Raw genomic sequence first — 23,107 nt, 5'->3', positions numbered from 1 at the left:
CCCGGGCCCGGGGCGGCAGCAGCTCGTATGCCGCTGGGCCGGCTCGTCAGGGAGGGTTCAGGAGCGCGGGAGCGGGCTGTAGAAGACGAGGCCGTTGCCCATGTGGTCGTAGACCACGGCCCGGCGCTCGTAGGCGTCGTCGTAGGGCGCCTTGAGGATCGCGCCGCCGTTGTCCTCGACGGCCTTGGCGGCCGCGTCGACGTCGTCGGTCTTGATCCCCACAGCCACCTTGCCGGGGATCGGGTGGTCGAGCGCGGTCGCGAGGGCGAGCGTCACCGACCCCCCGTCCAGCGCAGCGAAGTGCGTCCCATCGCGGAACTTCAGCTCGAAACCCAGGGTGTCGCGGTAGAACGCGATCGAGTCGTCCAGGTCGTCCGTCGAAAGGACGATCATGCGGACGTCGTAGTCGGACATGGCGCCGCTCCTCTCCTGCTCGAGCCTATCGGCCGGGCTGCCGGTCCCGGACGGGGGAGGGACGCGGTATGGGTCACGCGGGGAGAGGGACCTTTGCCTCTGGCGCCGGCCGGGCGTCGGCGCAGGGTGGAGGCGTGACGGTGCCAGGGGCCGTCGACGTCGTGCACGAAAGGGGAGATCGTCATGCAGAGGCGATGGATGATTGGGCTGGCCGTGGGCGCGCTGGCCGTGGCGTCGGCCGTGCCTGCAGCAGCCGCGGCGGCGAAGGGCGGGCCGGCTGTCGAGGGCGGCTATCAGGTGAAGGTCCTGGTGCAGGGTGCCCCGATCCACGGGGCGAACGGACTCGCCGCCGACTCCGCCGGGAGAGTGCTCGTCGCCAGTCTGTTCGGCGGCGAGATCGTGGTGCTGGACGGACGAACGGGACAGATCGTCGACCGGCTCGGACACGGGGTCGGGGTGGACGCGCCCGACGACGTCGCGGTGGCGCCGGACGGGTCGATGTACTGGACCGATCTCGGGCTCGGCCAGGTCGGGCGCAGGGCGCCGGACGGCTCGGTGACCAAACAGTTCATCGGGGTCGGGGTCAACCCGGTGACCGTTCGCGATGACGGGCGCGTCTTCGTGGGGCAGGGGTTCTTGGGCAACGGCCTCTACGAGCTCGACCCGCTGCTCGTCGACCCGCCGAGGGTCCTCATCCCCGACACTGATCCCACGGGCGGTCCGAACCAGCTCAACGGCTTCGACTTCGGCCCGGACGGTTATCTGTACGCGCCGCAGCCGATGCTCAGCCGCGTGGTCCGAGTCGATCCGGAGACCGGCGCGATCACCGTCGTCGCCGAGGCCCTGCCGGCGCCTCCGTCGTCGGTCGAGTTCGACGCTGACGGAGACCTGTATGCGTCGCTGCTGACCGGCACCGTCGTCAGGATCGACCTCGCCTCGGGCGGGTTCCGGACGGTTGCCGAGATCGACGGCGCCATGTTCGACAACATGACCTTCGACGCGCGGGGTGCGCTGCTCGTCTCCGACTCGCACAACGGCGCCGTCTATCGGCTGGCCCGTGGCGGCGGGGTTCAGACGTTCAGCCCGGGAGGGCTGATCCTGCCGGGCGGCGTCGCGGTGGTGCGCAACGGGCTGGCTTCAGAGTCGCTGTTCGTCGCCGACGGGTGGCGGCTCTATGAGCTGGATGCCCGCTCGGGGAGCGTTCGGGGCGTCAGCGCCGGTGACATCAGGGGCCTCGGTCTGAGCAACCCCTTCACCGTCGCACCGGACGGCGATCACCTGATCCTCACCTCGTGGTTCACCAACTCGGTGCAGGTCTGGGATCCCGCCGCGAGCTCGGAGGTCGCGATCCACCACGACTTCGCGTGGCCCGTCAACGCGATCCGCTTCCAGGGCGACCTCGTCGTCGCTCAGGTCGGCACGGGGTCCGTCGTTCGCCGGACCGCATCCGGCGCGACGACACCCATCGCGCAGGGCCTGGCCTACCCGAGCGGTCTGGCCGCCACCGACGACGACCTCTGGGTCGCCGACTGGGCCACGGGCCTGGTGTGGCAGGCCGTCGCCGACGGGGTGGTGCTCGACCCGCTGCAGCTCGTCGCGGGCGGCCTGCAGTTCCCCGAGGGGATGGCCGTCGACGTCGACGGCACGCTCCTCGTCGTCGAGGCGGTCGGCCCGGACCAGGGTCAGCTGACCCGCGTCGACCCGACCATCGGCGGGACGAGCGTCGTGGCCACCGGGCTGGAGACGTTCGTCCAGGGCTCCGCCGTGTTCCCACCGTCGCTGGCCCTCAGCAGTGTCGCGGTCTCGGCCTCCGGGACCCTCTACGTGACCGGTGACCGGGGCAGCGTCGTCTACCGGCTCCAGCCGGTGGGGCGCTCCTCGTAGCAGGCGGTCAGGCGCGCGCGGAAGCGAGCCCAGCGGCATACGGAAGAGGTCGTATGCCGCTGGGCTCGCTCCCAGCCCGGACGCTGCGTTGGGTGCCAAAGCGGCTGGCGCACCGACGAATCGGGCCCGGAGCACTGTCAGACCTCGCCCCTAACCTTGATGGTGTCGGGACATGGGGTGAGAGGGGCTGACGGTGGATCTGGAGATGACGATCGACAGCGCGTGGCGGGGGTTCCGGAGGGCGTTGGCGGATGCGGTGGACGGGCTGGGGGACGGCGAGTGGCTGTCCGTCGCGCTCGACCCGGGCGAGGCGCTCGAAGTGGTCGACCGGGCCCTGCCGGGGGTGGAGCTGGGTCGCGAGGGAGCGTCCATCGTCCTGGAGGCGCCGGGCAACCGGGTGCTGCCGGCCGACCGTCGGCTGTCGGCGGCTGGGCAGCGCCTGCTCCGGGGGCTCGGCCTGCGTCGAGGGTCGCGGACCGACCCGACTTACCGCGCCACCTATCCGCTCAGCCATGTGGACGAGGCCGCCGCAGTGGCGGTGGCGGTGCTGCGTGACGTCTTCGACGTGGTGCATCCGGCGTTCCTCGCCAGTGACGGCTTCAGCTGGGAGCACGGCCCGCGGCCCGAGCCGGCCGCACCCGGCCCCGAGACGGAGGGGCCCGTGCAGCCGGTCAACCGAGCGCACCTCGACCACCTCGTCGACGCGGCGCTCGCCCGGATGATCGGGCACACGCCGGCGCGCGACTCCGACGGGGACATCCCGTTCCCGTCGGGGACGGCGGTGGTCTTCGTGAGCACCAGCCCTGCGTCGCCGGTGGTCCGGGTCTTCGCGGAGATGGTCGTGGAGATCCGCGACCTCGATGCCGCGGTCCGGGAGATCGAGGTCCTCAACCGCGAGATCTTCGGGGTGAAGTTCTCCCTCCATGACGACCGGATCGTCGCGAGCGTCGACCTGCTCGCGATGCCGTTCGTCGGCGACCACCTGCGCGCGCTCGTGGCCCGGATGATCGAGGTGGTGGCAGCCAACGACGCGCTCGCGGCGCGCCGGGTCAGCGGGCGGACCTTCCTCGGGTCTGATGACGCCGACGATGACGATGAAGATGACGAGTGCGAGGACGAGTCGGACGAGTCGGACGACGACGCGATCCACCCGGTGATGCTGCGGCTGATCCAGCTCGACGCCGAGCGGCCGGGGTCGGTGCGGCCCAAGGACGCGGCGCGGCTCTGCGACCACGACCCCGACCTCATCCTCGAGCTGATCCGGTGGAACGAGGAGCAGGAGATCTCGTGGCGGCAGGCCCGCGACGAGGCCATGGCGACGCACGAGTACGACGAGGCCGAGGCCTGTGAGGGAGAGCGGGCGCACGCTGCTCGGACCGTGAAGGTGCTGCGCAAGGCGCTGCGGATCGTCTTGCTGGCTTAGGGCGCTATCGGGGCCGTGGCGCGGCAGGGATCAGGTGATCGAGATCCGCGGACGGTGCTGTAGCAAGTCGCCTGCAACGTGGTGCCGACCCGCACGATCCGCACCTCCCAGGTCCCGCGCGACCACAGCCGGGCGTACGCCTTGGCGTAGCCGCTGGTCGCAGGGGGGTACGGCTGTCCGTGCGTTGGGTCACCGCTGGGAGCCCGCCCCGTCGGGACCTGGCCTTGACGCTCGGAGCCAGCTCAGCGGCATACGGCCTCTACGGCCTGGCCTTCACGAGCTGCGGGCGTCCAGCTCGCCGATGTCCTCGTTCCACACGGCGGGATTCTGGTCGATGAAGGCGCGCATCATCGCGGCGCACTCCTCGGAGTCGAGGTTGACCACTTCCACGCCGTGATCGCGCAGCAGGTCCTCGGCGCCGAGGAAGTTGCGGTTCTCGCCCAACACGAGCCGGGGGATCTTGTAGAGCAGGACCGCTCCAGTGCACATGTGGCACGGCGAGAGCGTGGTGTACATGGTCGAGCGCGCGTAGACGCTCGCCCGGAGCCGGCCGGCGGCCTCCAGGGCGTCCGTCTCACCGTGCCGGATGGCGCTCCCGTCCTGGAGGCGGCGGTTACGACCCGCCCCGAGGACCGTCCCATCATCGGCGACGAGAACTGCGCCGATCGGGATCCCGCCCTCCGCGAGTCCGGACCGCGCCTGCTCGAGGGCTAGCTGGAGAAAATGTTCGTCGTTCATGGCGCTCCTTCGAGGGGTCACGTGCGGCGGTAGGGCTTGAGGTAGGCGCCCGGGTAGCGGAGGCCCCGACCCGCAACCGCGAGGGCGATGATCACCGCCAGGTAGGGCAACGCGATCATCAGTTCGCGCGGGACATGGGCGAACGTCGGGGTGATGGCCAGCTGGAGCTGCGCAGCGTCGACGACGGCAAACAGGAGGGCGCTCGCGACCGCGGGCCAGATCCGCCACCGGGCGAAGATGACCAAAGCGATCGCGACCCAACCGCGACCGTTGGTGATGTTGAGGGTGAAGGTGCCGAGGACCGCGAGCGTGAGGAAGGCGCCACCGACGGCCATTAGCGCGCCGCCTATGACCAAGGCGACATAACGCGTCCGCTCGACACTGATGCCGGCGGCGTCGGCTGCCTCGGGATTCTCCCCCACGGCCCGCAGGCGCAGCCCTAGCCCGGTCGATCGGAGAAGCCACCATGCCAGCGGGGCCACCACGGCGAGCCCGAGCATAGTGAGCAGGTACATCTCCAGCACGGGTACCCCCGTGAACAGGAGGGCGAACTTCGCGGTCTGGGTGAGCGAGCCGCCACCGAAGAGCAACCGGTTGCTGAACTCGCTCGCACCGATCAGCAGCAGAGTGGTGCCGATCCCGGCGACATGCTGGTTGACCCCGAGCGTGACAGTGAGCAGGCCCATGAGGCCGCCCGCGAGCATCCCGGTGACGACCGCGGCCAGCAGCCCGAGCAACGGGGAGCCGGTGTTGGCGGTGACGATGAAGCCGCCGAAGGCTCCGGCATACATCGTTCCCTCGATGCCGAGGTTGAGGATGCCGGACCGCTCCGTGATGATCTCGCCGATCGTCGCGTAGAGCAGCGGGGTCGCGGTGACCAAGGTGGCGGCGATGAGGGCAACGACGTTCATGAGGGGTCTCCCGCGCTTGAAGGGGCACGAGCGCGCCGGCGCCGCAGGGCGGGGAAGGTGACACGATACCTGCGCAACAGCATCAGGCTGACGGCGCTGAGCAGCAGCGTCGCCGTCACGACCCTGCCCATCTGGGGCGGGAGCTGCAGGACCCGGTTGGCCATCTCCGCGCCAACGACGATGTCGGCGAGGAGCGTGGCGACAGCGATCGCCGCAGGGACCGAGAGCGCTGCAAGGGTAGCGACGACGATCCCGGTGTAGCCGAAGCCGGTCGAGACTTCACCGGTGAGGCGACGTTGCAGACCCATGACCTGAACCGCTCCGCCGAGACCGGCCAGGCCGGCCGACGACAAGGCGGCCCCCAAGAGAGTGCGGCCCACGGAGATGCCGGAGAACTGCGCTGCCCTTGGGTTGAGGCCAGCAGCCCGCAAGGTCAGGCCGATGCCCGTCCTGCTCAGCACGAGCCACAGGGCGAGCGCGACGAGCACGGCCAGGACGAAGCCCCAGTGCAGCCGGTGGCCCGTGAGGATGGGAGCCAGCTCGTAGCCGGATCCGATCCGCGCCGACTCGGGAAACTGCGTTGTCGGGTTGCGAAGGGGGCCGTTGAGCAGGCCCTGCAACAGCAGCAGCGCGACGGGATTCAGCAACAGGGTCGTCACGACCTCGTCGACCCCGAGGCGCACCCGTAGCAGCGCCGGCACGAGCCCCCACAGCGACCCAGCGACGACGCCCACACCGAGTCCGAGCGGGAGGGCAAGCGGGGGTGGCAGATCCGGCAAACCCGTAGCGACGACCGCGGCCGCAATGGCTCCCGCGATGAACTGGCCCTCGGCTCCGATGTTGTAGAACCCGGCTCTGAAGGCCAGCAGAACAGCGAGCCCGGTGAACAACAGGGGCGTGGCAGCGAGCAGAACCTCGAGGAAGGTGTACGTCGAGGACAGGGGGCGCAGCAGGTAGAAGTCGTAGGCCGACCCGGGGTTGGCGCCGGCCAGCCGGATCGGGCCAGCCGTCAGGATGAAGGTGCCGAGTGCGGCTGCGACGACCAGCGCCGGGGTCAACCATCGGGGGGCGTGTCCGCGCAGGAGCAACCTCATGCGCTCAGCTCCGCGAGGGGGGTCCCGGACATGAGCAGGCCGAGCTGTCCGCGGCTCACGACGGACGCCGACACCACGCCCATGATGCGTCCCTCAACGATGACCGCGATCCGGTCGGACAGGGCGAGGACTTCGTCGAGGTCTTCGCTGATCAGCAGGATCGCCGCGCCGAGCGATCGGCGGCGAAGCAGCTGCTTGTGGACGAACTCGCTGGCCCCCACATCCAGGCCACGGGTCGGCTGCGCCACCACGATGGCTTGCGGATCCCGTTCAAAGACCCGGGCGAGCAGTACCTTCTGCATGTTGCCGCCCGACAGGCCGCCGACAGGGTCGGTCGGAGCTGCCTTGATCGAGAACTGCTCGATCAGGCGCTCCGCGTGTCTGCGGATGGCGCCGCGGTCGAGGAAGGGGCCGCGACGGAAGCTGTTGACGTTCTCGAGGATGAGGTTGTCCTCGACGGAGAGGTCCTCGACCACGACACCGTGCCGGTCCTCGGGCAGCCGCCCGAGGCCGGCCTGGACGATGCGGGCGGGGCCGGCGCCTGCGAGCTCGACGCCACCAAGCGTCACGCTGCCCGAACTGGGCTCGAGCACCCCTGAGAGGACGTCGGCGAGCTCCCGCTGGCCGTTGCCGCTCACGCCTGCCAGCCCGAGGATCTCGCCACCGCCGACGTCGAGGTGGATGCCGTCAAGGCGTGGCTTTGCTCCCGAGCCGGGCACGGTGAGCGCGGAGATCCGCAGCAACACCTCACCATTCGGGCGGGCAGCGGCGAGGGAGGACCGGTCGTCGGCGCGCTCCGCGGCGATGAGCGTTGCACCGACGCTGCCCTCGTCATCAGGGCGAAGGACGGCCCGGCTCACCCCGCTGACCGCCCGCCCGACCAGCAGTTCCGCGAGCTCCCCGGTGCTGGCGGTCTCCGTCGGGACCGTGGTCACGACACGACCGTGGCGCAGCACGCTCACCCGGTCGCTGATCGCCTTGACCTCATGCAGCTTGTGGCTGACGAACAGGACCCCGATGCCGTCGTCGGTCAGGCGCCGCAGTGACTTGAAGAGTGCAGAGCACTCTTGGGGGACGAGTACGGCTGTCGGCTCGTCCAGGATCAGCGCCCGTGCGCCTTGGTAGAGCGCCTTGACGATCTCGACGCGCTGCTGTTCCCCGACCGACAGGGTCCCGACCACGGCATCGGGATCGAAGGGCGACCCCAGTTGGGCCGACAGCTCGGCGATCCGCAGGCGGGGCTCTTCGGTGCTGACTGGTCCGAGCGGCAGCGAGGACAGCAGGATGTTCTCGAGGACAGTCATGGGGCGGACGAGGGCGAAGTGCTGAGTCACCATGCCGATGCCGCAGGCCAGGGCATCCTTGGGGCTGCGGACCATGACCGGCACGCCGTCGACCTGCATCACCCCGTCATCAGGGACGGTGAGGCCGTAGATGATCCGCATGAGCGTTGTCTTGCCCGCGCCGTTCTCGCCGAGGACGGCGTGGACCTCGCCGGCGCGCACCGTGAGGTCGATCCCGTCGTTGGCGACCAGATCTCCGAAGGTCTTGCGAATCCCGCTGAGGGACAACAACGGTGGAGTGGAGTCGGCCTCCTCTGTCAAGAGAGCTCCACCGAGCCGGCTGGGGTGGTCTCGATCACTGGTGTGGTGAAGGCGCCTGACTTCATCTCGGCTTTGCGGGCCGCGACCCTGCCAACCAGGTCCTGCGGGATGCCGCCGGCGACGGCCGTGTTCACCTCGGTGAGGTCTGAGCCGCCGTTCTTCATGAAGCTGTGGTCCTTGAGGTTGGAGGCACTGAACGTGCCTGACTGCACCGCCTCGATGACTGCGCGGACCGTGGGCTCCATGTTCCAGGTCACGGATGCCATGACGGATTCGGGTGCTTGCTCTTTCTGGTCGCCCATGCAGCCGATGGAGAGCAGGCCCTTCTCCTTCGCGGCCTCGATGACGCCGGCGCGTTCGGCGAACAGCACGTCTGCCCCTGCGGCCACCTGGGCCAGCGCGGCTTGCTTCGCCTTGGCCGGGTCGAACCAGCTGTTGATGAAGGTGACCTTGACCGAGACTTTGGGGTTGACCTCCTGCGCTCCCTTGATGAACGCGTTGACGATCCGGTTCACCTCGGGGACGGGCAGGCCGCCGACGACGCCGAGGACGTTGCTCTTGGTCATGCCCCCGCACAGCATGCCGGCGAGGTAAGCGGGATCGTGGATCCAGTTGTCGAACACCGAGTAGTTGGGCGCAACCTCTTCCTCACCCGAGCCGAACGCGAACGCGACGTCGGGGAAGTCCTTGGCAACCGCACGGGTGGGATCCTCGTTGCCGAAGGCGTCGCCGAAGATGATGGCCGGCTTGTCCGTGTTGCACACGTCGCGCAGGATCCGCTCCATGCCGCCGTCGTAGCCGATGTTGTCCGAGTGGGTGTAGGTGATCAGCCCCTCGTCAGCCACCTTCTGCAGGGCCTGGTGGATGACGCCATCCCACGGCTCCTCGATGGGCGTCGCGTAAGCGCCGAAGACCTTCAGCTTGCTGCCGGCGCCGCCCCCGGTGCTTCCCTGGGCTGGGGCTGTCCCTGCAGGGACATCGCCCGTGCGGCCGCCGCAGCCGGTGAGGGCCAAGAGGGCGCCGCCGAGGCCCGCGCCGATGAAGATGCGACGAGAGGGGTTGACATGCGCAGCCATGGTTTCCTCCGTGAGCCGGGGACGGTGGTGGCCATTCCATCGTCTCGGCTGGATGGGGACAACCACCCGCCGGGTGCACCGAACCGGACCAGATCTGGACATGATGTCCATAGTCGGTGAGAGTGGTCCATGCTCATGCGGCCGGACGCCCTGACAGTGGCGGAGATCTTGGACCTGGACGTCGTCGTGGCCGCCCGCCCTGAGCTGGTCACCCCGGTGGAGACGGCGCAACGGCGCGTCAGATGGGTGCACACCTCCGAGATCTACGAGATCGGTCCGCTCCTCAGAGGCGACGAACTGCTGCTCACGACCGGGCTCGGTCTGGTGGGTGCCAGCCCTGAGCGGCTGCGGAACTATGTCGACTCGCTCGCCGACCGCGGCGCGGCCGGCTTGTGCCTCGAGCTGGGGCGCCCGTTCGAACGCATGCCGCCACCTCTTGTGCAGCAGGCCCGGGACCGCGGCCTGGCCCTCGTCGCGATGCACTCGGTGGTGCCCTTCGTCGAGGTCACCGAGGCCGTTCATGAGCTGCTCGTATCGTCGCGTCTTCGTCGGGCCCGAGCCGTTGACCTGCTCGCCGACGACCTGCTGGCGCAGATCCTCGGCGGGACGACGGTCGAGGCGCTGTTGCGCTCGGCCTCGGTGCACGTCGGATGCGCCCTGCGCCTGCTCGACAGTCGAGGCGGGCTCATTGCGGAGTCGCCGTCCGTGCCAGGTTTGCGCCCGATCGCTGAGCTGCCGGCCGGGCCCTCTCCAGCCGGCTCGTCGCTGGAGGCCGACGTCGTCGTCGGGGGACGAGTCTGGGGGCGCCTGGTCGGCGACGCGCGGGCTGGGCGGGACGCGCCGGCCCTGTTGCACCGGGCTGCCTCGCTCGTGGCGGTCATGCTCCTGCGGACCGACGCCGCGACGACGACGCGCGGGCTGGCCCGTCGGTCCTTCATCCACGCCATCAGTGGCTCGGTCACGCCGCATTCGGGGGCGCTGGAGGAACTGGCGCGTCGGGCCGGCATGACCCTGCGTGCCGGGCAGCAGGTCGCCGTCGCCGGACTCGACGTGGCTCATGTCGAACCGTCGCTAGCCGCTGCCTCGGTCGAGGCGGCTCTGCGTCGCAACCTGGGGTCGGCCATCGCGAGTGAGCTCGACCAGGGGGTGCTGGTCCTGGCGGCGGTGCCCGGTGGCTCCCCTCAGGCCGGCCGAGCGCTGCTCGTGGACACGTGTGACGCCGCCATCCACACTTCTGGTGGACGCGTGCGCGCGATCGTGATCGGTCCAGCAGTGGCCGACCTCGGCATGCTGCACGGCGCTGTCGGGGAAGTGCGGGAGGGGCTGGGGGTGAGCCCGGCATGGCCGCACGCGGCCGGAGAGGGCTGTCCCGTCCTGTCCACCACCGACCTTGCGTTGGCCATCCTCCTTGCACGGGGACTGCCCACGGGGGCAATCGACCAGCTGGTGGACCGGACCCTGAGACGTGTGCTGGAGCATGACGCGCGCCGGAGCGCGCCACTGCTGCCCACGCTCGAGGCGTATCTCGCAGCGGGCGGTAACAAGCGAGGCGCGGCCGCGGCGCTGGGCGTACAGCGGCAGACCCTCTACTCCCGTCTCGCGCGTCTCGCGGAGCTGATCGACCTCGACCTGCTCGATCCGATGTCTCGGACCACGCTGCACGCCGCAGTACTGGCCTGGCGCCTGCGCTCTGGCGGCAGCGGATTCCGGATAGGAGCCAAGACCTCGCCAAGCTCGCCCCGCTGAAACCGTGCCTAGGTGCCGAAGCGAGCTCAGCGGCATACAGCAGCGTCTGGTGTGTAGCGGGTCGTCGAGCGGGTAACTAGGGGCATATGAAACTGAGCCACCTGCCCCTGCGCCTCGCGACGGGCGCGTTCATCCTCAACTCCGGTCTCGGGAAGCGTGGCCTCCAAGGTGAGGCCGCCGAGGGGCTGCACGGGATGGCCTCCGTGACGCTCCCCGGCTCCATGAAGCAGATGGACGCTACCGAGTTCGCCAAGCTGCTGTCGAGCGCCGAGGTGGCCCTCGGGGTCGCGCTGCTCGCGCCGTTCGTGCCGTCACGGTTGGCGGGGGCGGCGCTCACGGCGTTCGGTGGCGGGCTGCTCAGCGTCTACATGCAGACGCCGGGGATGCGCGAGGAGGGCAGCATCAAACCTACCCAAGCGGGCACGGCGCTGGCCAAGGACGTCTGGCTCGTGGGCGCGGGACTCAGCCTGCTGCTGGACTGAGCGCTCAGCCCTGCTCGATGGTGGCGGTCAGCCCCAGTGAGTTGAAGAGCTCCGTGAGGCTCTGCTTCGTGTTGACCGCAGCCTGGGCGCGCAGCTCGGACTCCGCGGCCGCGGCGGCGATCTTCTGCTCCGCGAGGAGATAGACCTTCTGCTGGTCCTTGGGTGAGATCGCGTCCTTGAGGCGGTTGTAGATGCCGCGGTCCTGCGAGAAGAGCCGCGTCCGCTCCATGTCGAGATTCGGCTTGTCGAGCTGCGGCTCCGGGATCCGGACGGTCACCGCTTTGCCGTCCTCCGACAGGGTGAGGTCGTCGCCGGCGAGGTCGGAGAAGTCGACGTAGGCGTTGACGGTGCCGTGTGCGACGAAGAGTGACCGCTCTCCCGCGATGAAGTCCGGCACCCAGTTGACGTCGTCCTCGACGTCGACGACGACCTCGAAGGTCCCCACCGCGGCGTGGTACTGGCTCAGGTTCTGGATGGACTGCAGGAGGACGGGCTGGCTGTGGTCCGTGGTGCGGGTCTGGAACGGCAGCCAGCCCATGGCCCCTGCGATTCCGATCAGGGCCAGCGCGCCCACCAGCGCCCCACCGATGACGCGCGCCACTCCGCGCAGACGTGAAGATGCCACTCCGACTCCTTGATTGAGGGTTTGTGCTCAGGAAATGGGGAAGACCCGCTTGGCCACTTTGCCGATCGAGGTCGTGAGCGTCGCATCGATGGCGCCTCCCACGAGGGCGCTGACACCAGGTACCACCTTGGTGAGGGTGAAGGCGGCGCGCTGAGTGCCGTACTTGGCGACGAGGTAGAAGCCGACCTTCTTGTTGATGGACCGGATCGTCTCGACCGATACCTTGGCGATGGCCCTTCTGCTGAGTTGCTCACCGACCTTGAGCCCGAGGGCCGCGGCGGCGGACTGGGCGCTGCTTCCCGCCACCACCAGAGGGAGCATCGAGCGCACGAACGGGTCCTCCAGCGAGTACCCGCGCAGGTAGGCGATCGCCCCCACCATGCGTGCGTTGATGACCAGGTTTCCCGCCACGTTCGCGGGGATCGAGACTGGCATCGTGATGAATCCGCCCAGACCTGTGAGGAATCCGTTGGATCCGGCGGTCAGCTGTGACTCGCGGATGATGCGGCGGATGGCGGCCTCTGCGTCTGGCCCTCCAGCGCCGGAGAAGATCGTGGGAGGCGCGCCGCTGTCTCCGCTGGCGAAAGAGTGCGTCGTCGCGGTCTTGGGTAGCCTGCTGATGGCGTAAGCGACGGACCCGGTCACGGGGCCCACGCCGTCGGTGACGGCTGTCATGACGAGCTTCTGCAGCCGGTCCCCCGCCTTCACGATTACACCTGCAGGTTCGGCTGTCCCCTGTGCCACGTTGTTGCCCTTTCGCGTCCGACGTCGGAGCAACACATATCAGGCGAGGACGACATCCGGGCCAAAATGCTTCGGTTTGTGCCGAGGGACTCGTCCGGACCCGACGCTGCTCGTAGGAGTGAGCCTTCCGGGTCGGGCGAGTCGCCTAGGCTGGCGCCTCGTGAGTGCGACTCTTGTGGCCAAGGACCTCTCCGGAGGGCATGCCCATCGCACCCTCTTCGAGCACCTCGACCTGACGGTCGCCCCCGGTGATGTCGTCGGGGTGGTGGGCGCCAACGGTGCGGGCAAGACGACCCTGCTCCGTATCTTGGCCGGCGTGGCCGCTCCGCTGGCCGGGGCGGTGATGACGGCGCCGTCCGATGCGTTCGTCGGGTGGCTGCCGCAGGAGCACGAGCGGGTGCCGGGGGAGACGGTGGCGGGCTACATCAGTCGACGGACCGGAGCGGCTGCCGCGACGGCGACGATGGAGGCGGCGGCTGCTGGTCTCGGCAGCGGCAGTCCTGCGGCCGACGAGACCTATGCGGTGGCGCTGGAGCACTGGCTTGCCAGTGGGGCTCCCGACCTCGAGGACCGGATCCCGCCGATGCTGGGGGAGCTCGGGCTCGACGTCGGCCCCGATGCCCTGATGACGGCACTCTCGGGTGGTCAGGCCGCCCGCGCGGCGCTCGCGGCGCTGCTGCTCAGCCGGTTCGACAACGTGCTGCTCGACGAGCCGACCAATGACCTCGACCTCGCCGGGCTCGAGCGACTCGAGTCGTTCGTCCGCGGGTTGCGGGGCGGAGCGGTGCTCGTCTCGCACGACCGTGAGTTCCTCAGCCGGTGCGTCACGCGCATCGTCGAGCTCGACCTCGCGCAGAACTCCGTCATGGTCCACGACGGCGGCTACGAGTCCTACCTGCAGGAGCGGGCGGTGGCGCGGCGGCATGCCCGGGAGGCCTACGAGCAGTACGCCGACACCAAGGCCGACCTCGAGTCCCGGGCCCGCACCCAGCGCGAGTGGAGCAGCAAGGGCGTGCGCAACGCGATGCGCAAGAGCCCCGACAACGACAAGATCCGCCGCGCCGCCGCCACGGACTCCGCCGAGAAGCAGGCCCGCAAGGTGCGCCAGATGGAGTCACGGATCGCCCGGCTGGACGTCGTCGAGGAGCCGCGCAAGGAGTGGGTGCTGCAGTTCTCCATCGGGGCCGCGCCGCGGTCGAGCTCCGTCGTCGCGACGCTCAACGAGGCGAGCGTGCGGCTCGGGGGGTTTGAGCTGGGGCCCGTGTCGCTGCAGGTCGAGGCGCGCTCCCGGATCGGGATCACCGGTCCGAACGGGGCCGGCAAGACGACGCTGTTGCGGCTCCTGCTCGGGCGCTTGTCTCCGGACGCCGGGTCCGCTGCACTCGGGGCGAGCGTCGCCGTCGGCGAGATCGACCAGGCGCGGACGGGTCTGCGGGAGGACCTGACCCTGGGTGACGCGTTCGGGGAGGCCGTGCCCGACCTGGCGCCCGCGGACCGCCGCACGCTGCTGGCGAAGTTCGGCCTGCGCGCCGACCAGGTGAAGAGCCTCGTGTCGCGCCTCTCACCGGGCGAGCGCACCCGGGCCGCCATGGCGCTGCTCCAGGCGCGCGGGGTCAACCTCCTCGTCCTCGACGAGCCGACCAACCACCTCGACCTGCCCGCCATCGAGCAGCTCGAGCAGGCCCTCGACTCCTACGACGGCACCCTCTTGCTCGTCTCCCACGACCGGCGCCTCCTCGAGAACGTCCACCTCGACCAGCGCTGGCACGTCGAAGCCGGTCAGGTCACCCGTCGCTGACCGCAGGGGACTCTGGAAGCCAGCCCAGCGGCATACGGACGATGCCGTATGCCGCTGGGCTGGGACCGCGCCCACCCGCGGTCGCCGCGCTCCCGTCAGGGATGCAGGCCAGGCATGGTCATGCACCCGACAGGGGTCCGGCGCATGTACATGGGGACAATCGGGTTGCCGGAGATGATCCGCGCGGCCGCCGTGCCGTCGTTGCACGCCGCGTCGGGGAGCATCTGATAGAGCGGAGCGTCCGCAAGGGCGGGCGACGCGCCGACCAGGACGAGACTGGCGCCAACAGCCAGTGAGACGAGAAACCTTCGCATGGCGCTCCCTTTCTCTGGGATCAAGAGGGTCGCAAGCGCGGCACCACTTCGAGCGTAGAAAGTCCGAACTGCCGCGGGTATTCGCCGTTCGGCGTATGTTTTGTCAGGAGGGGAAGCGATGACCTACCTGGCACGGAGCGATCTCGAGTCCCTCCTCGACTTCGTGGGCGACGTCGGTGAGCTGGACTTCGACGAGCCGTACCCACTGGAGCTCGTCAGGAGGCTGATGGACGTCGTGCCCTGCGACGCCATCACGTACCAGGAACTCGACCCCAGAGCCCAGATCTTCACCGTGGAAATCGGGTTCGGTGCCGACGAGGATGACGATCCCGACGGCTACTGGCGCCACGGCCCCTGCCCGACCCTCGCCTATCGAGAGCGGACGGGAGACCTCGAGGCGGTGAGGACCTCCGACCTGATCGGTCGACGCAGCTTCGTCGAGCTGCCGGTGTTCCGCGACTACTTCAAGCCGGCCGGGCTCGAGCACGTGCTGGACCTCGGGCTGCCCTCGGCCCGACCGCAGCTCCGCTCCTTCGTCCTGTTCCGGCGACTCGGTGCCAGGGACTTCTCAGAGCGCGACCGCGTTGTCCTCGAAGCCCTTCGGCCGCACCTCTATCGGCTCGAAGCGCACGCCGCCCTGCGCAGGCGACTCGCCGAGGCGCTGCAGGAACTCGACAACGAGGCCAGCCTCGATGCCTACTCGGTCCTGACGCCGAGGGAGAGCCAGATCGCCGAGCTCCTCGCGGAGGGCAAGACCAACGCACAGATCGCCGCGGTCCTCTGGATCGCGCCGAGCACGGTGAAGAAGCACCTCGAGCACATCTACGCGAAGACGGGTGCCGTCAGCAGAGCCGCCGTGGTGGGACGTTCCCGGCATTCATGATGTGGGTCGTCGATCCGTGGGCGGCGCCCAGGCATAGCGGAGCAGCTGCGACAAGTGATGGTGAGCGACGCGGTGCCATTCGCCTGAGGACACTTCCCCCGGCTCTCGCCTGGCAGCTGACGATCAGGTTGGTTGGTGGCGGCCGAAGACCGCTGTGAGTGCTTCAGTAATCTCCCCCACGGTGGCGTAAGCCTTGACTGCCTGAATCGTGGCGGGGATGAGGTTGGCCCCGCTCCGCGCATCCGACTGCAGGCGGGCGATGGCCTCGGCAACGACGTCCGCGTCACGTTCAGTGCGAAGCGTGGCGAGCCCGGCGACCTTCGAGTCCTCTCCTGACCTGTCAACGCTGAAGGGACGAACGGGCTCTGATGAGTCCTCGCGATGGACGTTCACGCCCACGATCGGAGTTCGTCCAGACTCGACATCGAGCTGGAACCGGTAAGCTCCTTCAGATAGTTCGCCGGCGAAGTAGCCATTGTGAATGCACGTGAGCGCTCCGCCCATGGCATCGATCTTTTCCAGTTCCGCCCAGATCCGCTCGGCCAGCTGCGTTGTCAGGGACTCGATGGCCCAGCTCCCTCCAAGGGCGTCGGCCACGCCTGCTACGCCGCTCTCCTCGAGAATGACTTGCTGCGTTCGAAGCCCCAGCATCGCGGCTTCCTTCGTCGGCACCCCGAGAGCCTCGTCGTAGCCCGAGACGTGAAGCGTCTGAACCCCGCCGAGTACCGCTGCGAGTGATTCCAGCGCGGTGCGCACAGCATTGTTGAGGGGTTGCTGTGCAGTCAGCGAGGAACCCGCCGTGAAGGCAAAGATCCGTAGCGCTCCGCTCCGGGGATCCTGCGCCGCAAAGCGCTCTGATATCACGCGAGCCCAGGTGAGGCGGGCCGCGCGGAACTTGGCTACCTCCTCCAAGAAGTCAATGTTGGTCGAGAGGAAGGTGAACAGTGATGGCGCGACTGAGTCGACGCTGAGGCCCTTGTCAATGGCCGCTTCGAGGTAGGCAATCCCATTGGCGATACTGAATGCGACTTCCTGTACGGCGTCCGCCCCGGCCTCTCGGATGTGATAGCCGCTCAGGGTTACGGGCGTCCAGTTGGGCAGGTTGTGCGCGCAGTACTCGATAACGTCTGCCACGATGCGCATTCCCTCCTCAGGAGGGTGGATGTAGGTGCCCCTGGCGAAGTACTCCTTCAGGACGTCATTCTGGATGAGCACCCCAATGTCGTTGGGGTCCGTGCCGTTCTTCTCGCACAGGGCGACGATGAGTGCCAACCAGATGTGTCCAATGGCGTTCGCCGTGGTGCGGATCTGCCTGAGGGACGTGAGGTCGACGCCATCAAACAAGATCTCGATGTCTCGAAGGCTGTCGATGGGTACGCCTACTTTGCCGACCTCCCCGTGGGACAAGGGGTGGTCCGAGTCGAGGCCCATCTGGGTAGGTAGGTCCAGCGCGACGCTGAACCCCGTCTGGCCGGCCGCGATGATCTGCTTGAGACGCTCGTTGCTCTCTTCCGGCGTGCCGAAGCCACCGTACTGACCCATCACCCAAGGTTGCGAGCGATAGCCGTCGGGAGTGATTCCCCGGACGAAGGGTGCCTCGCCGGGGGGGCGAAGCACGTTTTCGCCCACAGGTGATGAGGACGCGTCGTAGTAGACCTGCAGGGGCAATCCGGATCGAGTGGTCCGCTCAGTCATCTGGGACGCTCCTCACTTCTCGACGTGGTCAACTGCCGGGGCGGTGCTCTTCGACAGGAAGGCTGAGACGCCCGCCTGAAAATCTGGGCTCGTCATGAAGGCCCCGCGCACCGCCCGGCCGAGCTGTGTGGCGGACTCACGGGGCAAGCCGTCGATGTCGTGGAGGAATGCCTTTCCGAGCGCCAGCGTGACTTTCCCCAGCGCGGCCAGGTCGGTGGCACGCGACCGTGCCGCCTCCAGGAGGACTTCGTCGTCCACTGTCTCGTGGACGAGGCCGATTCGCAGGGCTTCGTCAGCAGAGAAACGGCGCCCTGTCAGTGCCAGCTCTCGCGCCCTTCGGGGACCGACTGCTTGGCTCAGGGCTGGAAGGATCATGAGCGGGAAGAGGCCAATGCGAACCTCACTGCTCGCGAAGGTCGTCTTCTCAGCAGCGAGAGCGACATCCGCAACGGCGAGAATCCCCACACCACCCGCCATGGCGTAACCGTGCGCCGCCACCACGACCGGTTTGCTCAGTCGCGGGATCAAGGTGAGCAGTGACGCCCAGGCGTCGCCAGTGGCATGAAACTCGTAGGCACTCCCATCCAGCTGGCTGCTGAACTCCGCGAGATCGGCCCCGGCGGTGAACGCTCCACCTTGCCCGTAGATGAGCACGCAGCGCACCTCGTCCGACAGGTCCGCACGGCGGAGTGTGTCGACCAGCCCCGTGACGGTCCGGTAGCCCAAGGGATTGCGCCGCTCCGGTTGGTTGAAGGAGAGCTCCAGGACTGCGCCGTTGAGCGCCAGGTCGAAGAACGCCCCGTCCGGTACATGCAGTAGTTCGTTCATCTGGACCCCTCATCAGGCTAGCGTGCGATTGTTCGTATGGTTATAGTAGGTCGCAGCGAGGCGGAAAGGAAGCACCATGTCAAGCATCGAAGCTGTCGGAGTCCTGTCCGACCGATGGGCCCATGGACGCTCGCGCACAGCGGGACTCGTGGTGGCGGGAGCGGCGTTGACGGGCCTGCTGGCCCAGGTCGCACTGCCGGTCCCCGGGACTCCGGTGCCTTTCACCTTGCAGACGCTTGGGGTGATCCTCGCCGGAGCGACCTTGGGCACCAGACGTGCGGTCCTCTCGATGGGCCTCTACGTCGCCTTGGGGGCGGCGGGTGTCCCATGGTTCGCGCACAACTCGAGCGGTCTGCATCTCCCGACCTTCGGCTACCTCATCGGCTTCATCCTGGCCGCAGCGTTCGTGGGCCAGTTGTCGGCGCGGGGGGGCGGGCGGGGCTTCTGGTCCGCGTGTGGGCTGATGATCGTCGGCAGCCTGGTCATCTACGCCGTTGGCGTCCCTGTCTTGGCTCTCGCTACGGGGGCCTCTTGGGTGGACGCCCTTCTTATGGGTGCAGTGCCCTTCCTGATCGGCGACTTCGTGAAGATCCTGATGGCCGCAGGCCTCCTCCCGGGCGCCTGGGCCTTTGTCAATAGAGGAAGTGATCCAGTGTGACCGCCCAACCACGCCCCTTTGACGGCATCAAGGTCCTGAGTTTCGAACTCCAGGTCGCGGGCCCGTACTGCACGATGATGCTGGCTGACCAAGGCGCCGAGGTGATCAAGGTCGAGCGCCCCGACGGCGGTGACACTGCGCGTGGGGGGGCGCCGATGGTCACCAACGACGCCGGCGAGAAGCAAAGTGGCTACTTCTTGCGGTTCAACCGGAACAAGCGCAGCCTCACCTTGGACTTGAAGTCCGAGGAGGGCCGTGAGATTTTCCGCCGCCTGGCGTCCGAGGCAGATGTTCTCGTTGAGAACTATCGTCCTGGGTTGCTACAGGAGATGGGACTTGGGTATGACGTCCTGTCGGCGGCCAACCCACGGCTGATCTACGCCGCAATCTCCGGGTTCGGGAGCCTCCCCGAATACGCGGGCAAGTACAGCAAGCGACCCGCGTACGACATCGTCGCGCAAGCGATGGGCGGTCTGATGAACACCTGTGGCCAAGCAGGAGGGCCACCTACGTGGCTCGGCGTTGCCCTCGGAGATGTCGTGTCTGGGATGAATGCAGCGCACGCGATCGCCGTCGCACTCTTCCAGCGCGAGCGAACGGGGCGGGGCACCTTCCTGGACATCTCGATGTACGACTCCATGGTCGCCCTCGCGGAGAGGTCAGTTACTGCCTATTCCCTGACCGGCCATGTCCTGCAGCGGGGGGTTGAGCCATACATGGCTCCTTGGGGCCCCTTCCGGACGAGCGACGGCTGGATTGCGCTCGTCGTGGCGACTGATCGCGACTGGGCGAAGTTCTGCGACGCGATGGGTCGGCCCGACCTCGTGGGAACGGACCAGACCTCATCCGGGCCGGCACGCGCGGCCAACATGTCGGGTGAGCTCGGTGCGCAGGTCCGCGGGTGGATGGAGGCCAGAACGACGGCGGAGGTGACCGAAGCACTGCTGTCGCGCGGACTCCCCGTCGGGCCAGTCCAGGATGCCCAAGAGGTTCTGAACTGCGAGCACCTGGCAGATCGCCAGCTCTTCATCGACGTCCCAGACCCCGTGATCGGCTCCGCGAGACTCGTTGGTCCGGTCGTCAAGTCCGCCGACGCGCTCCCTCCCAGGGTCGAGCCGGCGCCGCTGCTGGGGGAGCACACCGACGAGATTCTCTCGGAGCTCGGCCTCGCCGCGACCGAGATTGAGCACCTGCGCAGCATGCGCGCCGTCTAGCACCACGCCACCCAAGGATTGACTATGGAACAAGAAGACATTGCAGTCATCGCTGCGGCCCGCACGCCGTTCGGCAAGTTCGGGGGGACCCTGCGAGACCTTACGCATCCCCAGCTGGGGGCGCATGTGGTCAGGCATGTGCTCGACAGAGCCGGGGCCGACCCGAGTAGCGTCGACGAGGTCGCTTTCGGGGTGAACCTTCCGGGTGCGGACCGGTCCATCGCCCGCCAGATCCTCGTTGACTCGGGCATTCCTCCCGAGAAGGTGGCCTATACGGTCGACCGCGCCTGCTGTTCCTCGTTGGCGGCCATTACGCTGGCCAGCCGGTCACTACGGGTCGGTGACGCGGACGTCGCAATTGCGGGCGGTGCCGAGAACATGAGCCGCACGCCGTACTTCCTCACCCAGCAGCGCTGGGGCCACTCGCTGGGCGACATCACCCTCAAGGACCAGCTGGTCATCGCGTGCCCCATGACTGGCCGCCCGCGAGCCGTCCAAGCCGGCGAGGAGGCCGTCGAGTACGGCATCACCAGGGAGCAACAGGACGTGTGGGCTGCTCGGAGCCATCACCGGTACATCGAGGCTCGGGATGCCGGCAAGTTCGCCGAGGAGATCGTTGCCATTGACGTCGACGCGGGCCGCCAGGGCATGGTCTCGTTCGCAGAGGACGAGGCCGTGCGGCCGGACACCACCGTGGAGAAGCTCGCCAAGCTCAAGCCCATCTACGGCAATCCGACTGTCACTGCCGGCAACGCACCGGGTCTGAGCACTGGCGCAACGGCCATGCTCCTGACCAAGGTCCGAACCGCTGAGGCCCACGGAATGACGCCCCTGGCTACGTTGCACGGGTGGTCCATGGCGTCTGGTCACCCCGATCGGATCGCGTCGATTCCCGCTGAAGCGATCCGTATGGCGCTGAAGAAGACTGGTCTGACTCTCGACGACATGGACGTCATCGAGATCAATGAAGCATTTGCCGCAGTCCCATTGGTCAGCTCGCACATTCTTGCCGGTCACGATGAGGCTGCGGCGGAGAAGCTCCGAGAGCGGATCAACGTCAACGGCGGAGCGATCGCCATCGGTCACCCCACTGGCGCCACGGCCGCCCGGCTCGTCATGACTGCCATGTACGAACTGCGTCGCCGATATGCAGCTGACCCCTCGCGGCCCTACTACGGCGTGGTCGGCATCTGCGGAGGAATTGGAGAGGCCGAGGGCGTCGTCGTCCGGGTCGGCGCCTGACCGGCCAAGCCCAACAACTACTCGAGAAAGTCAGTTCATCCCATGAGCAGAACAGTCCGCATCGGCTCAGGATCCGCCTACTGGGGCGATGTCCTCGAGCCCGCAATCGATCTCGCCCGTGATGGCAAGCTCGACTACATCGCCTTCGACCACTTGGCCGAACTGACCCTGGCAATCCTTCAGCGGCAGCGGGCCAAGGATCCCGACAGCGGCTATATCGCAGACATCATTCCCTGGACTGAGGCGATCCTCCCCATTGCCCGTCAGAATGGGGTTCGGATGCTGACCGACGCCGGCGGGGCGAATCCCCTCGCGGGAGCCAAGAAGGTAGTTGAGATCGCGAAGCGCAATGGCTTCGACGGAATGAAGGTCGGGGTCGTCACGGGTGACGACGTCCTGGAACAGGTGCTCCGTCTGCATGCGGAAGGGCACATCTTCGAGAACCTGGACAACGGGGACACTGATTTTGCCATCATCAAGGACAAGATCGTGGCCGCGAACGCCTACATCGGCGCTGAGGGAATGGTGGAGGCCCTGGACGCCGGTGCTGAGGTCGTGGTGGCTGGGCGCGTGAGCGACAACGCCATGTATGTGGCCCCGCTGATGCACGAGTTCAAGTGGGGCTTCGACAAACCCGAGCTGATCGGGGCGGCGGTCACCATCGGCCACCTTCTGGAGTGTGCAGCCCTGATGACTGGCTCCCTGTCGAACTTCTGGTCAGAGGCCGGCGAAACGTGGAACATCGGGTTTCCCTTTGCCGACGTGTCCGAGGACGGAACCGCAGTCTTCTCCAAGCTCGAGGGGACTGGCGGATTGGTCACGGAGATGACCCTGAAGGAGCAGCTGGTCTACGAGATCTCCGACCCCGCGCGCTACCTGATGCCCGACGGAATCGCGGACTTCACCAAGCCGCACTTCGAGCAGGTGGGTCCGGACAAGGTGCGCGCGACCGGTATGACAGGGATCGAACGGCCTGAGACGCTGAAGGTCTGCATCGGGTACATGGACGGTTGGATCGGCGAAGCGATCGCCATGTTCTCTTGGCCGGACGCCCGCGAGAAGGCTGAGAAGGGCGCCGAGATCGTCCGGAGACGACTCGACAGTCTGGGCGTGAAGCCGCTCGACATCGCGTTCGAGTACCTCGGGATGAACACGCTCCACGGCCCCGTCGCGCCGGCTCTGCAGTGCGAGCCCAACGAGGTGGGGCTACGGATAGCGGCGCGTTGCGCCACCCGGGAAGAAGCGGACATCGTGCGCCGCGAGGCCCTCCATCTTTGGACGTTGGGAGGCGTTGGATCGGCGATCCTTCCCCCTGGGCGGCCGCGGCCGGTCATCGGCCTCTGGCCCACGCTCATCCCGCGTTCGGAAGTTCAGGTCGACGTCGAGATCCTCACGGTCTAGGAGCCACACGATGGGACGAATTCTCGCTGACATTGCCTACGCCCGTTCTGGCGACAAGGGGGACGTGTCGAACATAGGCGTCCTGGCAAAGGACGAGGGCAGCTACCGCGAACTGCTTGAGCTGCTCACCCCCGAACGGGTCAAGCGGCACTTTGGGGACTGGGTCAAGGGTGAGGTGACGGTGTATCCCATGCCGAACATCCATGGCTTCAACGTGCTTTGCCGACAGGCGCTTGGGGGAGGTGCCACCCGGACCGTGCGGTTCGACCAGACCGGCAAGGCGATGTCCACGGCCCTTCTTCGCATGCCGATCGACTGATACGCCGACCTACC

22 protein-coding genes are annotated in these 23,107 nt (G+C 67.9%); 11 read left to right on the top strand and 11 right to left on the bottom strand.

Annotation, left to right across the window (positions count from 1 at the left end):
* Positions 1 to 57 precede the first annotated feature (57 nt).
* The gene (locus tag OO014_RS04745) at positions 58 to 414 is read right to left on the bottom strand and encodes a VOC family protein (protein ID WP_272461129.1); all 357 of its coding nucleotides are present in this window, start codon (positions 412 to 414) and stop codon (positions 58 to 60) included.
* 183 nt (positions 415 to 597) lie between these two features.
* On the opposite strand from OO014_RS04745, the gene OO014_RS04740 reads away from it, so the two are divergent.
* Positions 598 to 2,298, top strand: coding sequence for a hypothetical protein (locus OO014_RS04740; RefSeq protein WP_272461128.1), 1,701 nt, complete (start codon positions 598 to 600; stop codon positions 2,296 to 2,298).
* Positions 2,299 to 2,503: 205 nt separating this feature from the next.
* On the top strand, positions 2,504 to 3,721 hold the full coding sequence (locus tag OO014_RS04735) for a T3SS (YopN, CesT) and YbjN peptide-binding chaperone 1 (protein ID WP_272461127.1): 1,218 nt from the start codon (positions 2,504 to 2,506) through the stop codon (positions 3,719 to 3,721).
* Between the two features lie 273 nt (positions 3,722 to 3,994).
* Here the strand turns inward: OO014_RS04735 and OO014_RS04730 are convergent, their stop codons facing one another.
* From OO014_RS04730 to OO014_RS04710, 5 genes are read right to left on the bottom strand one after another with little or no spacing between them, the layout of a single operon-like run.
* Complete coding sequence (locus tag OO014_RS04730; RefSeq protein ID WP_272461126.1) at positions 3,995 to 4,459, bottom strand: nucleoside deaminase; 465 nt, start codon at positions 4,457 to 4,459, stop codon at positions 3,995 to 3,997.
* A gap of 17 nt (positions 4,460 to 4,476) precedes the next feature.
* Positions 4,477 to 5,370: an ABC transporter permease gene (locus OO014_RS04725; protein WP_272461125.1), complete on the bottom strand. Its 894-nt coding sequence runs from the start codon at positions 5,368 to 5,370 to the stop codon at positions 4,477 to 4,479.
* Positions 5,367 to 6,464 (bottom strand): ABC transporter permease, encoded by a 1,098-nt coding sequence (locus OO014_RS04720; protein ID WP_272461124.1) that lies wholly within the window; start codon positions 6,462 to 6,464, stop codon positions 5,367 to 5,369. Before OO014_RS04720 ends, OO014_RS04725 begins: the two co-directional genes overlap by 4 nt.
* Complete coding sequence (locus OO014_RS04715; protein WP_272461123.1) at positions 6,461 to 8,068, bottom strand: ABC transporter ATP-binding protein; 1,608 nt, start codon at positions 8,066 to 8,068, stop codon at positions 6,461 to 6,463. Before OO014_RS04715 ends, OO014_RS04720 begins: the two co-directional genes overlap by 4 nt.
* Complete coding sequence (locus OO014_RS04710) at positions 8,065 to 9,144, bottom strand: BMP family protein (RefSeq protein ID WP_272461122.1); 1,080 nt, start codon at positions 9,142 to 9,144, stop codon at positions 8,065 to 8,067. Before OO014_RS04710 ends, OO014_RS04715 begins: the two co-directional genes overlap by 4 nt.
* Before the next feature lie 129 nt (positions 9,145 to 9,273).
* Between OO014_RS04710 and OO014_RS04705 the strand changes: the two genes are divergently transcribed.
* Together OO014_RS04705 and OO014_RS04700 are read left to right on the top strand one after the other, a co-directional pair.
* A complete protein-coding gene (locus tag OO014_RS04705; RefSeq protein ID WP_272461121.1) occupies positions 9,274 to 10,890 on the top strand; it encodes a PucR family transcriptional regulator in 1,617 nt (538 codons plus the stop codon).
* A gap of 86 nt (positions 10,891 to 10,976) precedes the next feature.
* Entirely contained in the window at positions 10,977 to 11,372 is a 396-nt protein-coding gene (locus tag OO014_RS04700) for a hypothetical protein (RefSeq protein ID WP_272461120.1), read from the top strand.
* 4 nt (positions 11,373 to 11,376) lie between these two features.
* Here the strand turns inward: OO014_RS04700 and OO014_RS04695 are convergent, their stop codons facing one another.
* On the bottom strand, positions 11,377 to 11,997 hold the full coding sequence (locus OO014_RS04695; RefSeq protein WP_272461119.1) for a DUF4230 domain-containing protein: 621 nt from the start codon (positions 11,995 to 11,997) through the stop codon (positions 11,377 to 11,379).
* A gap of 27 nt (positions 11,998 to 12,024) precedes the next feature.
* The gene (locus OO014_RS04690; protein WP_272461118.1) at positions 12,025 to 12,705 is read right to left on the bottom strand and encodes an EcsC family protein; all 681 of its coding nucleotides are present in this window, start codon (positions 12,703 to 12,705) and stop codon (positions 12,025 to 12,027) included.
* Positions 12,706 to 12,901: 196 nt separating this feature from the next.
* Here OO014_RS04690 and OO014_RS04685 point away from each other — a divergent pair, with 196 nt between their 5' ends.
* Positions 12,902 to 14,539, top strand: coding sequence for an ABC-F family ATP-binding cassette domain-containing protein (locus OO014_RS04685; protein WP_272461117.1), 1,638 nt, complete (start codon positions 12,902 to 12,904; stop codon positions 14,537 to 14,539).
* Between the two features lie 95 nt (positions 14,540 to 14,634).
* Here OO014_RS04685 and OO014_RS04680 read toward each other — a convergent pair whose 3' ends face one another.
* Positions 14,635 to 14,853, bottom strand: a complete 219-nt coding sequence (locus tag OO014_RS04680; protein WP_272461116.1) for a hypothetical protein — start codon at positions 14,851 to 14,853, stop codon at positions 14,635 to 14,637.
* Between the two features lie 118 nt (positions 14,854 to 14,971).
* Between OO014_RS04680 and OO014_RS04675 the strand changes: the two genes are divergently transcribed.
* Entirely contained in the window at positions 14,972 to 15,736 is a 765-nt protein-coding gene (locus tag OO014_RS04675; RefSeq protein WP_272461115.1) for a LuxR family transcriptional regulator, read from the top strand.
* 123 nt (positions 15,737 to 15,859) lie between these two features.
* Here OO014_RS04675 and OO014_RS04670 read toward each other — a convergent pair whose 3' ends face one another.
* Positions 15,860 to 17,431, bottom strand: a complete 1,572-nt coding sequence (locus tag OO014_RS04670) for an acyl-CoA mutase large subunit family protein (protein WP_272461114.1) — start codon at positions 17,429 to 17,431, stop codon at positions 15,860 to 15,862.
* A 12-nt stretch (positions 17,432 to 17,443) separates the two neighbouring features.
* Entirely contained in the window at positions 17,444 to 18,259 is an 816-nt protein-coding gene (locus OO014_RS04665) for an enoyl-CoA hydratase/isomerase family protein (RefSeq protein WP_272461113.1), read from the bottom strand.
* Between the two features lie 76 nt (positions 18,260 to 18,335).
* Here OO014_RS04665 and OO014_RS04660 point away from each other — a divergent pair, with 76 nt between their 5' ends.
* From OO014_RS04660 to OO014_RS04640, 5 genes are read left to right on the top strand one after another with little or no spacing between them, the layout of a single operon-like run.
* Positions 18,336 to 18,917 (top strand): biotin transporter BioY, encoded by a 582-nt coding sequence (locus OO014_RS04660; protein ID WP_272461112.1) that lies wholly within the window; start codon positions 18,336 to 18,338, stop codon positions 18,915 to 18,917.
* Positions 18,914 to 20,131: a CaiB/BaiF CoA transferase family protein gene (locus OO014_RS04655; protein ID WP_272461111.1), complete on the top strand. Its 1,218-nt coding sequence runs from the start codon at positions 18,914 to 18,916 to the stop codon at positions 20,129 to 20,131. Before OO014_RS04660 ends, OO014_RS04655 begins: the two co-directional genes overlap by 4 nt.
* A gap of 24 nt (positions 20,132 to 20,155) precedes the next feature.
* On the top strand, positions 20,156 to 21,373 hold the full coding sequence (locus OO014_RS04650; protein WP_272461110.1) for a thiolase family protein: 1,218 nt from the start codon (positions 20,156 to 20,158) through the stop codon (positions 21,371 to 21,373).
* A gap of 42 nt (positions 21,374 to 21,415) precedes the next feature.
* A complete protein-coding gene (locus tag OO014_RS04645; RefSeq protein WP_272461109.1) occupies positions 21,416 to 22,774 on the top strand; it encodes an acyclic terpene utilization AtuA family protein in 1,359 nt (452 codons plus the stop codon).
* Between the two features lie 10 nt (positions 22,775 to 22,784).
* Positions 22,785 to 23,093, top strand: a complete 309-nt coding sequence (locus OO014_RS04640; protein ID WP_272461108.1) for a hypothetical protein — start codon at positions 22,785 to 22,787, stop codon at positions 23,091 to 23,093.
* The last annotated feature ends 14 nt before the right edge of the window (positions 23,094 to 23,107 follow it).

This window comes from Intrasporangium calvum, from assembly GCF_028446585.1.
In the GTDB taxonomy this organism is placed as follows: Bacteria; Actinomycetota; Actinomycetes; order Actinomycetales; family Dermatophilaceae; genus Intrasporangium; species Intrasporangium calvum_A.
The sequence above is the reverse complement of the archived record's forward strand: the minus strand, read 5'-3'. Positions and strand labels throughout refer to the sequence as shown.